Genomic DNA, 15,283 nt, shown 5'->3' with positions numbered 1-15,283 from the left:
AAATAAATTCATCTGACATTTACAATGAGTGATTTGTTTTTAAGCTTGCAGTGAATAAGGTTTGAGGTTTCTTGAATAGTTTCATAAATGAAAAAAGCTCCGAAAATCTGAGCTTTTTTCATTGTTTTATTTGAGCTATTTAGTCTGATGTAATCGACGAATCACCAAAAGCATCAGTAATGCTGAAATGACAATTCCAGGAATAGCAGCGGAAATAACACCTGTAGCACCACTTCCCATGGCAAGTAACTGACCAGCAATTGCGGGACCCAACATTGCACCAATACGTCCAACTGCTGCTGCACTACCTACTCCAGTTGCCCGGATTTCAGTCGGGTACACAATACTTCCAAAAGCATATAAAACGCCTTGACCACCAATGGTAAATGTTCCCATTAAGGCTGCGGCTGCATACATTGCAGTTAAATTTCCAGCTCCATTTAAACTAAATAAACCAGCTAAAATACCTATATACATAAGTATAATCACATAAGCTTTATTCCAACGGTCAATCAAAATACCCAATACAACTGTACCAATGGCAGCTCCCATTTGAAAAAATACTTGAGCTAAGCTGCCCTGTTGACGAGAGAATCCTAACTCCATAAATAGAGACGGTAACCAACTCAACATGATGTAAACAACCATCAAGGTAAAGAAATAGCTTGCCCACAGTAATAAGGTCTGCGAAGCATAATTATTTTGAAAAAGGTTTTTAAAAGAGCTTTGTATATACGTAATCGATTTATCTTGAAATCTCGTTTGTAAAAACTCTCGAGATTCTGGTAAAAATTTGACCATAAGAGGAATCACAAGCAATGGAACAATTCCTCCTACATAGAAAATCGTTTGCCAGTGACCGCTTACATCGTAGGCTGCTAGTAAAGATACTAAGATGGCTCCTATTGGCATACCACAATACATTAGGCCAACGGCACGACCACGATTTTCGTTAGAAACAGCTTCTGAAACAAGAGCAATCAAATTCGGCATTGCAGCCCCTAAACCTGCTCCAGCAAGAAAGCGTACCAATAGCAAAGTATAGAAAGTATTTACCCAGACTGTAAAAAGGGTAAATACAGCAAAAATAGCCACAGCTCCGATCAACACCATCTTACGGCCAATGCGGTCTGCATAACGTCCACCAATTAATGCACCGGGTAATAACCCCAATATTCCTGCACTAAAAAAAATACCTAGTTGAGAGCTATTTAAACCAAAGGATTCTCGAATACCAACAGCCGCAATACCAGCTGCCTGTATATCAATTCCCTCAATCACAGCGATTAGAAAACAAATGGCGATCGTAATAATAGAGTGCTTATTTCCTGCACGGTTCATAGAAAAATCCTTTTCTATCAGTTTGAAAAATCACAGCACATCATTTATTAATCACTTTGATTTCGACATTAGCCTTAAGTTTTATTTATCCGTAAAAACAAAAAAGAAAAAAATTTCATTTTCTTTAATATATTTTATTCTTAGACAAATCACTTATAATTAAGTATGAAAATTAAATTAAATTTCAGTTAGTTAGAGATAAATTAGCAAGCTTTTTAAATTTATATATCTAAAAAACAGATTAATCTCGATGAAACAAAACTGCTTTTTCAATAGTTAAAAGTTATTATACAGTTCAAATTAAGTATTAATGCTTTCAATTTTTATGTGATATCTATAATCAGGCATAAAAAAACCGTCATATAATCATGACGGTTTTTCTTTTCAACGTTAAATAGGTCTTTAGTATAACGACTTTATTTAAATTAATTTTCGCAATTCAATTGAGACATCTAGCATTTTTTCTTTATCAAAGGCGATAGAACTAGAAACCAATTTTTTTAAATGCCTCACATCTTTAGCTTGATTAACAGCAATACCAGCAACAACAATGCCTTGATCTAATCCAAATAAGGTAAATCCCACTTTTTGATTTTCTTGCGGATTCATATTGCCTCGAATATGCCACTCTTTTGCCGACATATCTCCAACAAATTGAAAGTTCAGGTCATATTGGTCGGTCCAAAACCATGATGGATTTACTTTAGGATGCTCTACCTGCATAACATGACGAGCAAAAGTACCCGCTTGGTTATTGGCATTTTCCCAAGTTTCTATACGAATATAATGACCATTAGTACTTAGTTGTGTTGCTACATCACCAGCAGCATAAATATCTGGATGGGAAGTCTGACAATTTTCATTCACTTTAATAGCAAAATCTACGTCTAAACCAGCGTCTACGGCCAATTGGGCATTTGGCACAATTCCAACCCCATAAACAATAGCATCGGCAATGATCTCTTCACCACTTTCCAATAGAATGACAATTTCTTCGCCGCGCAGTTCGGTATCAGCAATTTTCACATTGAGTCGAATATCAACACCTCGACTACGGTGCTGATCAAGTAAAAAGTCACTAATTATGGCTGGCGAACGTCCCATGATCATTGCACTTTGTTCTAGAACAGTTACATGACAACCTTTAAATCGAGCACTAGACGCTAACTCTAGACCAATGACACCACCACCAACCAATACAATCCGATTCTTTGGCTGAAAAACCGGAATTAAAGCTTGTGAATCGTCTAGATTCCGTAGGGTATAAACCTTTTTACCCACCCCATCCAAAACCGGAAGACGGCGAGGTGAACCACCAGTTGCCAATAATAACTTGTCATAATAGACATGTTCACCATTTTCCAAAATCACTTGATATTGTTCAGGTACAATCTTTACAACGGCATTACCTTTAATGAACTCAACACCTAGGTCTTCTAGTTTCTGTTGAGACAGAATCTCAATTTTAGTCTGTTCAGGTCTGAGAATCATATCTTTAGACAAAGGCGGACGCTCATAAGGTAAATGGGGTTCATCACCTATTAAAATAATTCGACCTTCATATTTGTTAGCACGTAATTCTAAAATAGCACTTGCACCAGCTTGCCCGGCACCAATAATGACAATAGTTTGAATATTCATTGCTTACCCTTTATTTCAGCTCGGCAGAGACTATGCCAAAGCCAGCAATCCATTCACTGATTGGTTCATAGCAATGTAAGGTCATTTCATAATCACCCACTGTGTGTAGTGCAGCAAAAGCAGCCATCCAAGTTCGGACTTCTTGTCCCCCGCGCCCACCTTCACGTCGTATTTCGTCTTCAGTCATCGCTTCAAGCGCAATAAAGTCTGCATTTTTGAATTTTTCCAATAACCGCTCATCCCACTCCGGATTAAGCGGTACAGATACACTCTTGTCACCTGCTGCTAAACGTTGTCCAACTGAAATGATTTTGGCCTGACGTGCATTTCTAGCTTCACTTGTAGGGTTTCGTCCAGCAATCAGAAATTCTTCAACTTCTGGTGGTACCGAACCCATCTGAGGTGTTGGAGGATCATGTGAAAGACCGCCTGTACCTAAAATCAATATACGTTCATTGTCCAGATTGATTGACTTAATAAAGGTACCAATTGCACGACCTAATGCAATAGTCCGCTTTGTGGTCGGCATTGGTGCGGCAGCACCATTAATAAATATTGGAATGGTTGGATAGCGATTAAGTTGGCCGTTACATAAAAAATGCAGCGGCTGTGTTACCCCATGATCCGCTTGCATACGATATGAATATGAAACATCTACACCTTCATCAAGGACTTTTCGAATTAAATTTAATGCTGTGTTTTCAGGCACATTAAGCTCACCAGGACCATAATTCCAGTCACCTGCTGCTGTTGCACGGACACCCACACAGAAACTCGGCATTAGATCATAAAAGAAGCCGTTAAAATGATCTGGTCCAAAGGCAATTATTAAAGTTGGGTCGTATGCTTTGACCTCTGAAGCGAGCTTTTCAAACGTCTTACGCACCGTTTGTTCTTGGTGTTGTTCTGCTGGAGACGCAAATTCCATTAGCGGGCTATGAGAAGCGCAAATAAGTTTAACAGTCATGATTTAGCTCCGAAATAAGACAGTTTTAGCTGTCTTATTAGTCCATTAATATCGGATTAAAATTAAGCATCAAAAAAGCCAGCATTCGCTTGGCGTAAGCCACGAATGCCCAAACCACAGTCAGCGTTAATGAAAACACCCGATAATGGCCGGTTATTTTGACGAGATGCGAGTAATACATAAGAGCCCGTCATATCTTCAGGTTCTGGTAAAAATTTCAGTGGCATGCCTTGCCCAATTTTTTGGGGATCGCGTGCATCAAGGAGTCCTAGATTTTCTTGCCCAAGCGAAGCAGCGCCCTTTACATTGACATTCATACCAGAGGGAGAAACCGCATTCACGCGGATTTTAGGTGCTAATTCATAAGCAAGTTCACGCACTAAACCTACACCAGCATGTTTTGAGGCAGTATAAATTGGCCCACCACCAGATGAATAAAAAGCCGAGTTAGATAAGGTAAAAATCATCGAACCTTCGGTTTTAAGTAGCTCGTCTAAAGCAGCTTTGGCACCTAACAAATAGCCTTTAGTATTAATACTCATGATTTCATCAAAGGCTTTATCTAACTGTTCGCCACTCATGTTAACGATGTCGGCATAATGATCCCAAATACCAGCGTTACCAATAAAACAGTCCAGTTTTCCAAAACGTTCTACTGTAGCCTGCACAGCACGAACGTTATCCTGAAAACTCGCCACATCTCCATTAATCGCCACAATTTTGTCACCATAGCGTGCAATCAATTCATCTATTTTTGATTGAGACCGTTGCAACACACCAACATGCGCACCCTCTTGCAAAAAGCGCTCAACCAACGCAAGCCCTAGTCCCGAACCACCACCAGTAATTAGTGCAACTTCATCCTCTAGCCAGCCCATCATTACGCTCCAATAATTTCAACATAAAGTGCGCCGTCTTCAATTACCACTGGAAATGTCTGAATTGGATCAGTTGCTGGTACACATTGTGGTACGCCAGTTTTCAAACAAAAACGTGATGCATGAAGTGGACATTCAACCGTGCCATCATCCTCTAGGTAGCCTTCTGACATAGAAGCATTACCATGACTGCATTTATCATTCATGGCAAAAAATTCACCATTGAAATTAAATACAGCGAGTGCAGCAATATCACCTACATTACAATCTACTTTCAGCGCTTCGCCTTCATCCAACTCATCAATCTGACAAACGAAAATCTTATTCATTAGAAAAACACCGTAATATTGTGAGAAATCAAAGTCGCTTGATCGAGGGTGATATCGCGTTTAGCAATTTTCCAACCTAAACTACTGCTATCATCTTTTCGAATCAGATCAACTCGTTTACCAACATAGGTCAATACGTCTTTTTCTTTTTGCGAGCGATAAAGCAAATAATTACTAAAAACTTGATATTCATTTGCTTGCGCAGTTGCTTCGACCCGAATATTAGTAATCAAGTGACGAGTACGTGATGGTGGTTCTTCGGACCACGACATCCCTGTTTCTAATTTTGCTACGCGACGCTCTAGTACAAATTTGTCGTCGTGATAAATCCATGTTGATGGTGGGGCAATACATTTACGACGATCACGTGTTTGCGCATTTGTCGTCGTTTTGAGCGTATATAAAATGTCTTCGCTTAAAATATCCAACCAATCTCGAAACTTCCAATCATCTAACAATTGTGCTTCTGCATACAGAAACTGACTAATGTCGTGGTGAAGTTCCAATCCAATAGAACGCCATATTGGCTGTGGTTTTAATGAGTCAATGATCTGGTTCATTTCACAAGCTCCTTCTCATCCTTTTTAGCCGCTTTTTTCAAAAGCTCTTGCTCATAAGCCTCATCTGCCCGTTGTACGTCTTCCCATTTTTCATGCATCAACAGGTTTGCCCAATGACGATACATGCCACGTGCAGCAGTTTCAGAGAAAACATGGTTAGTAATACCTGGAATACCATCTTCACGGTATTTTTCATTGCCAAGACCCATTTCCATAATGAGTTTGCTTTTTCGCGCTTTATAACCACGTAACACTTTCTGGATCTCAATCCAGTTTTCACCATCGTCTGCTTCAGCAAAACCAGCTGGGCCAAATGCTCGACAAGCATTCAACTCCATCGCTTCTTTGATGTGCTGCGGTGCTACTTTATCCGTGATACAGAAAGCCCAAACTTCAGTTTTATCTGGTCCACGTGGATGCCAAATACGCATCGTCGTCATACCATTCAGCCAAGACAAAGTTGGGAACATGGTGTTATGTCCTGCCAAACGCAAAGCACGAGTATCACCCAAACGCTCTTTGGTTTCTTCATAGGTTTCGCGGAAGTAATCTGCTACTTGACCATCAACCCAGAAATTGGCATCTGGTTTTTCGGTCAGAAAGAAACCTGAACCATGGCCACGTTGACCATATTGCACACAGCTTTCTGCTGTTTCCCAAACTGGACGTGCCGTTTGTGCTGTACCTAATGCTTTAGAAGCATCATCATTTGGTTTACCACCTAAAACTTGTACTGCAGAGGCATGCGAGTACGGCGCGTGGTATTGATCAGAAGCAAACTGTTCTGCTGCAAATTTCCAGTTACAGTTAATTTCCCATTTATGAATGCCACCAATGACTTCCGAACCACCTTCACGGCGGTCAATCATTGCATCGAGATACCAAGCAATATCACCCATATAGTCGAGTAATTCGGGTGTGTCATCTGCCCAACAACCAAAGACCAAACCTTTATAGCTTGCAACACGAGGAACCTCTTGCAATCCCCATTGTTCTTTACAAGCACCATGTGGGAAGGCAACACCTTCCAATGGAATATCTTTAAGAGAACCGTCAATGCCATAGGACCAGCCATGATATGGGCAGGTAAACGCACGCGTATTACCACAGTCAGCATAGCTAACCCGCATAGAACGGTGACGACATTGATTTAATAATGCTTTAATAGAACCGTCTTTTTGACGCGTAACAATAATTGGGTCCTCACCCATATACGTATTGAAAAAGTCGCCTGATTTTGGAATCTGGCTTTCGTGACAAAGAAATAACCAACAACGTCCAAAAACACGCTCTAACTCTAGTTCGTATAATTGTGGATCTGTATAGATAGTTGGCGAGATACGTCCATTTTGTGCATCGACTAAAGCATCGATTTCACACACTTCAATTTTTCCATTCATGAGAAGCACTCCTGCTGCCGCCAAAAACGCACAACATAAAATTCAATTTGAATGGATAATGATTTTTTAACTGTTTTAAGTGAAATATTTTATTTGTTTCAAATTAGACTTTTTATGAATTATTCATTATAGATTTTAAATATTAAAATTAAGTTCGACTGATACTGATCAGTGGTTTTATAAACGGATTTATGGTTTTCAAGCATTTAGCATATTTTATTAACTATCCAACGTTAATAATAGGATTTTGGGATCACAACTGATATGGAATTACGTCATTTACGCTACTTTGTAATGGTGGCTGAAGAACTCAACTTTAGTAAAGCTGCACTTCGCCTCTACACAGCTCAACCATCATTAAGTCAACAAATTAAAGACCTTGAGGATGAGGTTGGTGTTACATTACTACATCGCACTAAACGTAAAGTCGAACTCACCGAAGAAGGAAGTGTATTTCTTGAGCAAGCGCGTTTAACGTTAGCTCAAGCAGATAAAGCGATTGCAATGGCTCGTCAAGTTTCGAAATTTAAAAAACAACAACTGACGATTGGTTTTGTTCCAGTAGTAGAAATGAAAGTTTTTCCATCTGTTCTTCCAAGTTTACGGGTACAAAATCCAAACCTCAAAATTGAATTACGCAGTATGAATAATACCGAACAAATGGAGGCATTAAAGAATGGAGTCATTGATATTGCATTTATGAGGGATAACTTAAATAACGATGAAATACAAAGCCAGTTCGTATTACGTGAACCGCTAATGCTATTGCTTCCTCGAAATCACCCACTTGCACAATACGAACGTATACCCGTCAGGCTTTTAAACAATATTGACTTTATTATTCCATCTTCAGAACAGTCTTCAATTTTACATCATACAATTCTTAATTTTGCCGAAATACACAATATTAAATTTAATATTGTTCAGACTGCACATAATATTTTATTTAATATTAACTCAATAGGAATGGGGTTAGGCTGTGGCATTTTACCTAGTTATATAGAACCATTAACTTTAAATAATATTGTCACTCGCCCCTTAGATGTTGATCTACCTTTTTTAGATTTATATGTCAGCTATAGAAAAGATGCTGAGTCTTCGGGTGTTAAAGAGTTTATCGATTTATTGAGTAAAGTTTTTTACTTAAATATTAATCGGTCTTAAAATCCTTAAGTTAATACAAAAGTCTAAGATGATTTAAAAAATATTCAACAAAAACAAATTTATAATTTAAGAGAAGGAGAAATCAGTTAGTTCTCCTACTCTTCTTTCTATCTTTTATTTAACATCATGCAATGCTAAATATTGTTTAATGATCTGGTTAAACTCATCAGCTTTTTCAACTTGCGACCAATGCCCACATTGACTAAATATATGAGCATCAGCATTCGGTACAATATTCAAAATATCCCAAGTACGTGATACAGGAATAACTACATCTTGCACACCATGAATAAGTAACACAGGAATCTGAATATTTTTCATTTTATCGAAATCGAGAGGAAACTCGAATCGGTCACGGTCTCGAGCCCCAACCACTTCCATTAATCGATCTGATGCATAGTCATTTTTAGCGGCCTCAAAACGAACTTTAACCAATTCATCAGTAACTAAAGACTTATCCACTACAAACATTTCTAAAGTTTTACGGATACCAGCTTCTGTTAATTCAGGATTAGCATGTGCTTTAAGTGCTGCTGTCTGCTTAGCACCACCCGTTCCCATTGATACAATACCTAGTACACGCTCTGGATAATCTAATACAAACTGGAATGCTAACCATCCCCCTAAAGAATTACCAACCAACCAAGTTTTTTCAATTCCTAAAGCATCTAATACACGGACTGCATGATCTACCCACTCACGAATACCATAAACAGTTCCTTCTGCAACAACAGTTTGGCCATAACCAATTGAATCAATTGCGATACAACGTCCTTGCTCAGCAATTTGTGGTAAGTTCAACCACCAGTTTGCTGCTGCTGAAACACCCGTACCAGAACCATGTAAAAATAAAATTGGAGTACCTTCTCCAAGCTCATGATAATGAGTGAGCTCGCCTGCTGCAGTTTCAATCCATTTGTCTTCCAAACCAAAAAATGGATCTGTTTTATATTCGGGGATTTGTACTGTTCCCATCTTATTCCTCTTACAATTTGTACAGCCCAACCCAAGATTAGGCCGATTTAATACGCCAAATTTCAAATGTTTTACTCACCTATATTACCTGTTCACAGCACCTAAACTGATACTTGTTTACGATGAGGTGATATAAAATAAGTATTAATAAACCAATGTTATTTAAAGCAATATTTAAAAGTATTTAAAATTTATAGGTGTATGTCGTTGCAATACGATTTTCTTGCAAATCACTCTTTTGGCCTGCAATATTGTCAAAATTGACATCTATATACATCCACTGGAATCCCAAGCCTTTTAACTTCCCTTCTGGCACTACATAATTCAGAATAAAGTTAAATTCATCCTCTTTGCCGTTTCCAGTTAATGTATTTGATTCATATGCTGAATCGATACCCCAGCCATGCCAATATTTTGCAGTAGTTTTTAATCCTTGAATGCCCAGTTCACTAAAATCGTAGCTATAGGTTATACCAACCGATTTTTCATCTTTACGAATAAAACTCGCAACTGACCAGTTATCTAAATAAGGCTGTGGTACCCAACCTGCAAGTGTTGGAAAATACGGAGCGCCTGTTGCTGCACTCGGATTACTACCATAGTCGCCAAACATTTGCTGATAAGACAAACCTACGCTGTGCGAGCCATAAGTTAAGGTTGAGCCTATAGACAATGCCTGATTATCAATATCACCATACAAGGCATCTCCCGACTCTGCATTGTCGAAAAAACGTATGTGTGAATCGACTTTTAACTTGTCATAATTATTTTTATAGTTCACACCCAAGTAATTTTGACGATAGATATTCGTCACATCGCCATAAAAGTAACTTGCAGACCAGTTTTTATTTAATTGGTAATCTATGCCTGCAACATACATCCCATCAGTTTTACCATCATTATTTAATGCTTTAGGCCATAGACCAAAATCCATTGGCTGATTTTCATAACGGGCATTGATACTATCCAAATAACCTAACGTTAATTTGGTGTTTTTAATATCTTTTGACTCTAGCCATACCCCATTATAAGTGGTCAATAATTGACGAGATGGGTCAAAATGAATTACTGGTGTTACAGGTAAAATTTCACCAATTCGTAATTCAGTTTGGCTGATTTTCGCTTTAAGAGTTGCTCCTATTTTTCCAAACTGACGCTCTTGTTTTCCTATGCCTGTACCAGAAATTCCACTATACGGCAGAACCCAATCGGCATTACGGTCACGACCATCCAGACGTACAGCATACTGTGCCAACACATCAACACCAAGTTCTAATGCCCCAAACTCTGCATAACCCGATTTTGCATCCAGTGTCGCAGCTTGTGACCAACTACCCCAGTTTTTTGCAGGGGTGTCATCATACTGGCGGTCTAAATAGAAGTTTTTAAATTTCAGCTGAACCTGACTATCTTCAACAAAGCCTGCATATGTGCCAGTAGCCCCTATTGTTGCTATTGCGCAAGCCATTGCGATCCATAACGTTTGACGACGCATTGCGTACTTCCTTTCAATCAATCCATGAAAACAAGCCCTATCATGCTCAACTCTATTTTTATGAAAAATTCGACTAGAGTATTAAGATACTTTTCTTTTTAAACTCAATGCTTTAAAAAAATGTTACTTTTCCAGTAATGAGGATTTTTAACAGATCATTAAAAACAATTAATCATTACCTAAAAACCAGAATAAACATTTGTTATATATCTATTTTTTATTAAAATATCTTTATTTAAATTTGCTATTTTTAATTTTCTAATCGTTTTTTTATTTAAATAGAAACTCATCCAATCAAAAATGATATCCATCCATTTATAGAAAATAACACTTATATTCAAGTTATTTCATCTAGATCAAATCATTAGATATAAAAAAGCACTCTCGTGGAGTGCTCTTTTTCATTTGTAAAAAACTTATGCGCTCATTACTTTCGCTTTTGACATGGTCAAGGCAAGATCTTCAATCATATCCTCCTGTCCCCCAACCGTACCACGGCGACCAAGCTCTAATAAAATTTCACGTGCAGAAACACCATATTTAGCTTCAGCACGTTTTGCAAACAACAAGAAAGAAGAATATACACCTGCATAACCTAATGTTGCTGCATCACGATCGGCACGAATTGGATTTAGCATCATTGGTATCACAAGATCTTCTGCAATATCTTGCACTTTAAACAAGTCTATGCCTGTTTCTATTTGCATACGATTTGCAACCGCAATAAATAATTCAAGCGGCGTATTGCCTGCTCCTGCTCCTAGACCAGCTGCCGCCAAGTCGACTCGAATTGCACCAGCTTCAACCGCAGCAACAGTATTGGCAACGCCCATACCCAAGTTATGGTGACCATGGAAACCTAACTCAATATTGCTATCAAGTTCTTGGCGGAGTAACCCAATCCGATCGCTTACATCTGTAGGCAACATATAACCAGCAGAGTCTGTAACATAAATACAGTTAGCCCCATAAGACACCATCTTTTTTGCTTCTTGTAGCAAATGTTCTGGTGTAGCCATATGAGCTAACATTAAAAAGCCTACCGTATCCATTCCCAATTTACGGGCAGCAGTAATATGCTGTTCAGATACATCTGCTTCTGTACAGTGTGTTGCAACACGAATGGTTGAAACACCAATTTCATGTGCCATTTTTAAATGATCAACTGTTCCAATGCCAGGCAATAACAACGCTGACACTTTGGCATTTTTCATGCGTGGCACAACGGCAGACAAATATTCTTCATCTGTTGCGGCAGCGAAACCATAGTTAACAGAACTTCCCCCCAATCCATCACCATGAGTGACTTCAATTAATGGCACACCCGCTTCGTCTAACGCGGTTGAAATGGCAATCATTTGCTCAACTGTAGTTTGATGGCGTTGAGGATGCATACCATCACGTAACGTCATATCATGCACAATAATCTTAGACATACGGTTTCTCCTTAAACAGCTTCTACTTTTTGGTTAGATAAAACGCGTTCTGCAAACATTTCTGCAGTACGTGCAGCTGCCGCAGTCATAATGTCAAGATTACCTGCATATTTCGGTAAATAATCGCCTAGGCCTTCTACTTCAAGAAATATAGAAACACGATTACCATCAAATACAGGGCCATTAACTAACTGATAGCCCGGAACATATTTTTGGACTTCTTGAATCATCGTATTGACTGATTCCGTAATTGCAACTTGGTCAGGCTCTCCTTCAACTAAACAATGAACCGTGTCGCGCATCATTAATGGTGGTTCAGCCGGGTTAATAATAATGATGGCTTTACCTTGTTTAGCTCCCCCAACCTTTTCAATTGCACCAGCCGTAGTACGAGTAAATTCATCAATGTTCTTACGAGTACCTGGGCCAACCGATTTTGTTGATACAGTCGCAATGATTTCAGCATAGTTAACTGTCTGTACTCTTGAAATCGCTGCGACCATAGGAATAGTTGCTTGCCCACCGCAAGTCACCATATTGACGTTAGGGACTTCACCTGCGTCTAGCAGAGCTTCTAAGTTCACTGGCGGCACACAAAATGGACCAATTGCCGCAGGCGTTAAATCAATCATTAACACGCCAAGCTCATTAAGCTTACGGCTATTCTCTGCATGCACATACGCTGAAGTCGCATCAAAAGCAATTTTGATATCATCTTCAAGTACATGAGGTAATAAACCATCAACTCCATCAGATGTAGTCTTTAAACCCATTTTTGCAGCACGGGCCAAGCCTTCAGAAGTAGGATCAATCCCTATCATCCATACAGGTTCTAGCACTTCACTACGCTGTAATTTATACAATAAATCTGTTCCAATATTTCCCGGACCGATTAAGGCACATTTGATCTTATTCATTTCCCTATCCTTTATTCAGTAGCAAAGCATGCGGTAACTGAGTCGAAGCCTTCAATTTTTACTACGAACTCATCTCCGGCTTGAGCTACAACCATTGGACCCAATGCCCCTGTTAAAACAATATCTCCAGCCTGTAACGGACGCCCACGTCGTACCATTTCATCGGCCAACCAAATAGCTGCATTCAACGGGTTGGCCAAACAAGCTTTACCCACGCCCTCTGAGACAATTTCACTACTACGAGTCATGACCATTTTGCAGTTCACTAAATCAAGTTGATCAAGCTGTACTGGACGCGAACCTAAAACAAAAGCTGCACTAGAAGCGTTGTCAGCAACAGTGTCAATTAATGAGATTTTCCAGTTCTCAATACGGCTATCGACGACTTCAATAGCAGGCAAGGCATAGTCTGTAGCGCTAATAATGTCTGCATATGTATGTCTGATTTGGGTTAAATCATGTTTGAGTACAAGCGCAATTTCAGCTTCAACTTTTGGCTGAATTAATTTACTTATTGGAATTACATCACCATCACCGTATGCCATATCGGCAAATAGCATTCCAAAATCAGGCTGATCCACCCCAAGCTGAGCTTGTACGGCTTTTGAAGTCAACCCAATTTTACGACCTACTAAACGGCGTCCTTCCGATAATGCACGTACAGTATTGATTTCCTGTACTGCATAAGCGATATCCACACTTGCCTGTTCACCACCGAGTTCAGCACGTATTGGAACAATCGCAGTTTGTGATAGTTCAGCCTGCCTTAAAGCCAAAGCAACTGAATCGACAACAGCAGAATTTGACATCAATATTTCCTTAAACTGCAAAATTGAATGTTTACTGCGTACGAAAGGTATAGAACGGAATACGAAGTTCAGGCAAAGTTAGAAACAACAAATCCCTTGTATTTTCCGAGACAGCTACCTACGGGAACGTACATATAAAACACAGCTTAAGAATGGGAAAATCCCTAATTAAATGCCAATACTTATTTTGTTTCATATAATAGTTTTTATTTATAATCAGCCCCAAAATGCTGTTAAAAAATTTAATGCTAAGTAACTATAATAATTTTATTAATCAATATATTTTTTTAGAGGTTAGAAAAATACTAATTTTCAAATTTTATATATTACACTAGATAGTCTTACGTTTAGTTATTGTTGAAGATGCTTAAGTAACTCTTAATTTACACCTACTGCAATTCATTTTAAAACATAAAAAAGCCCATCTTAACTACGTTTGAAAGTTTACAGATATCTTTCAAACGTAGTTAATCAGACCACTATTAATAAGTTTAACTTAAAACACTTTTTTTACAGACACTGTAAAAGTCGAGTCAATCGGATTTGAAATTGGCGCATCTGGTTCACCATTACTATACTTTTTATAATATCCATGCTTATCCCAAGCTTTGGTATAGGCTAACCCTGTAGTCCAACCATCGCCTAAATCTTTAATCAGCTCGACTTTCATATCTTGAAAGTTAGCTTCCGAGAAATTTTTAATTCTTTCATAGCCATAGTGAGCACCAAAAGTCCAAGACTCATTAATAGGCTGAGTAAAAGTTAAATCTAAATAAGTTGTTCCTCGTGAACGTTTACCCTCAGGGCCGCCCATCGTATTTGAGTTATAGCCTGCATAATCTGGGGTATAGGTAATAAAATATTTAAGAGTCAAAGGCCCATAACCAATTTGAGGCACAATTTCGCCATAGTTATAGCTGGTACTCCCCGTTTCAGGTGTACTTTTGGCTCCTGGATAATAGTAATAAAAAACCGTCATTCCAGCTGAAAACTTATCAAAAGTTTTTATATAACCTGTATAAAAATCCCACTCAACTGAAGCATCACGAATATATTTGGAACTTACATTCGAGGCCCAAGTGCCCACAAATAATCCATTCGGATTTGCATAGTCTAAACCGATCTGTAATGCTGGCTTACCCCAAGTTTGTTGAAAACCACGTGATATATATTGACTTGCGAAGGTTACATTAGCACTGTATGGAGAAATTTGTTCTTGTTCATTTAATTGTTTAGCATGTACAACACCAGTAGACATAATAAGAGAAGCTATCCCTAAAATTTTTCTCATCTATTAATTCCTATTAAATATTACCTATAATCTTAAAGTTTTAAAATAACATGATAATTCAATTTAAAACGTATTAAAAA

The 15,283-nt window shown here is 38.5% G+C and carries 14 protein-coding genes; 1 reads left to right on the top strand and 13 read right to left on the bottom strand.

Going from position 1 to position 15,283, the window contains the following annotated elements:
* Window positions 1-135 precede the first annotated feature (135 nt).
* From mhpT to hcaE, 7 genes are all read right to left on the bottom strand, one after another.
* Window positions 136-1,341: a 3-(3-hydroxy-phenyl)propionate transporter MhpT gene (mhpT, locus tag HJG58_RS10350; protein ID WP_170248796.1), complete on the bottom strand. Its 1,206-nt coding sequence runs from the start codon at window positions 1,339-1,341 to the stop codon at window positions 136-138.
* Window positions 1,342-1,761: 420 nt separating this feature from the next.
* Window positions 1,762-2,982, bottom strand: a complete 1,221-nt coding sequence (gene hcaD, locus HJG58_RS10345) for a 3-phenylpropionate/cinnamic acid dioxygenase ferredoxin--NAD(+) reductase subunit (RefSeq protein WP_170248795.1) — start codon at window positions 2,980-2,982, stop codon at window positions 1,762-1,764.
* Window positions 2,983-2,992: 10 nt separating this feature from the next.
* Window positions 2,993-3,949, bottom strand: a complete 957-nt coding sequence (locus tag HJG58_RS10340; RefSeq protein ID WP_170248794.1) for a 3-carboxyethylcatechol 2,3-dioxygenase — start codon at window positions 3,947-3,949, stop codon at window positions 2,993-2,995.
* A gap of 62 nt (window positions 3,950-4,011) precedes the next feature.
* Window positions 4,012-4,827 carry a 3-phenylpropionate-dihydrodiol/cinnamic acid-dihydrodiol dehydrogenase gene (hcaB, locus tag HJG58_RS10335; RefSeq protein ID WP_170248793.1) on the bottom strand — a complete coding sequence of 272 codons (816 nt, stop codon included), beginning with the start codon at window positions 4,825-4,827 and terminating at the stop codon, window positions 4,012-4,014.
* Window positions 4,828-4,829: 2 nt separating this feature from the next.
* Window positions 4,830-5,156: a 3-phenylpropionate/cinnamic acid dioxygenase ferredoxin subunit gene (hcaC, locus tag HJG58_RS10330; RefSeq protein ID WP_170248792.1), complete on the bottom strand. Its 327-nt coding sequence runs from the start codon at window positions 5,154-5,156 to the stop codon at window positions 4,830-4,832.
* Window positions 5,156-5,716 (bottom strand): 3-phenylpropionate/cinnamic acid dioxygenase subunit beta, encoded by a 561-nt coding sequence (hcaF, locus tag HJG58_RS10325; protein ID WP_170248791.1) that lies wholly within the window; start codon window positions 5,714-5,716, stop codon window positions 5,156-5,158. The genes hcaC and hcaF overlap by 1 nt, the downstream gene beginning before the upstream one ends.
* Window positions 5,713-7,116 (bottom strand): 3-phenylpropionate/cinnamic acid dioxygenase subunit alpha, encoded by a 1,404-nt coding sequence (gene hcaE / locus HJG58_RS10320; RefSeq protein ID WP_170248790.1) that lies wholly within the window; start codon window positions 7,114-7,116, stop codon window positions 5,713-5,715. Before hcaE ends, hcaF begins: the two co-directional genes overlap by 4 nt.
* A 264-nt stretch (window positions 7,117-7,380) precedes the next feature.
* Here hcaE and hcaR point away from each other — a divergent pair, with 264 nt between their 5' ends.
* Entirely contained in the window at window positions 7,381-8,280 is a 900-nt protein-coding gene (gene hcaR, locus HJG58_RS10315) for a DNA-binding transcriptional regulator HcaR (RefSeq protein ID WP_170248789.1), read from the top strand.
* A 114-nt stretch (window positions 8,281-8,394) separates the two neighbouring features.
* Here the strand turns inward: hcaR and HJG58_RS10310 are convergent, their stop codons facing one another.
* The 6 genes from HJG58_RS10310 to HJG58_RS10285 all read right to left on the bottom strand — a co-directional run bounded on the left by HJG58_RS10310 (window position 8,395) and on the right by HJG58_RS10285 (window position 15,203).
* Window positions 8,395-9,255, bottom strand: a complete 861-nt coding sequence (locus tag HJG58_RS10310) for an alpha/beta fold hydrolase (protein ID WP_063098924.1) — start codon at window positions 9,253-9,255, stop codon at window positions 8,395-8,397.
* Window positions 9,256-9,439: 184 nt separating this feature from the next.
* A complete protein-coding gene (locus tag HJG58_RS10305; protein ID WP_170248788.1) occupies window positions 9,440-10,750 on the bottom strand; it encodes an OprD family outer membrane porin in 1,311 nt (436 codons plus the stop codon).
* A gap of 416 nt (window positions 10,751-11,166) precedes the next feature.
* A complete protein-coding gene (gene dmpG / locus HJG58_RS10300; protein WP_170248787.1) occupies window positions 11,167-12,186 on the bottom strand; it encodes a 4-hydroxy-2-oxovalerate aldolase in 1,020 nt (339 codons plus the stop codon).
* Window positions 12,187-12,197: 11 nt separating this feature from the next.
* Complete coding sequence (locus HJG58_RS10295) at window positions 12,198-13,103, bottom strand: acetaldehyde dehydrogenase (acetylating) (protein ID WP_170248786.1); 906 nt, start codon at window positions 13,101-13,103, stop codon at window positions 12,198-12,200.
* Window positions 13,104-13,114: 11 nt separating this feature from the next.
* Window positions 13,115-13,912, bottom strand: a complete 798-nt coding sequence (locus HJG58_RS10290) for a 2-keto-4-pentenoate hydratase (protein ID WP_170248785.1) — start codon at window positions 13,910-13,912, stop codon at window positions 13,115-13,117.
* Window positions 13,913-14,408: 496 nt separating this feature from the next.
* Window positions 14,409-15,203 carry a TorF family putative porin gene (locus HJG58_RS10285; protein ID WP_216076556.1) on the bottom strand — a complete coding sequence of 265 codons (795 nt, stop codon included), beginning with the start codon at window positions 15,201-15,203 and terminating at the stop codon, window positions 14,409-14,411.
* Window positions 15,204-15,283 lie beyond the last annotated feature (80 nt).

Source organism: Acinetobacter geminorum, from assembly GCF_013009345.1.
GTDB classification, from domain to species: Bacteria; Pseudomonadota; Gammaproteobacteria; order Pseudomonadales; family Moraxellaceae; genus Acinetobacter; species Acinetobacter geminorum.
The sequence above is the reverse complement of the archived record's forward strand: the minus strand, read 5'-3'. Positions and strand labels throughout refer to the sequence as shown.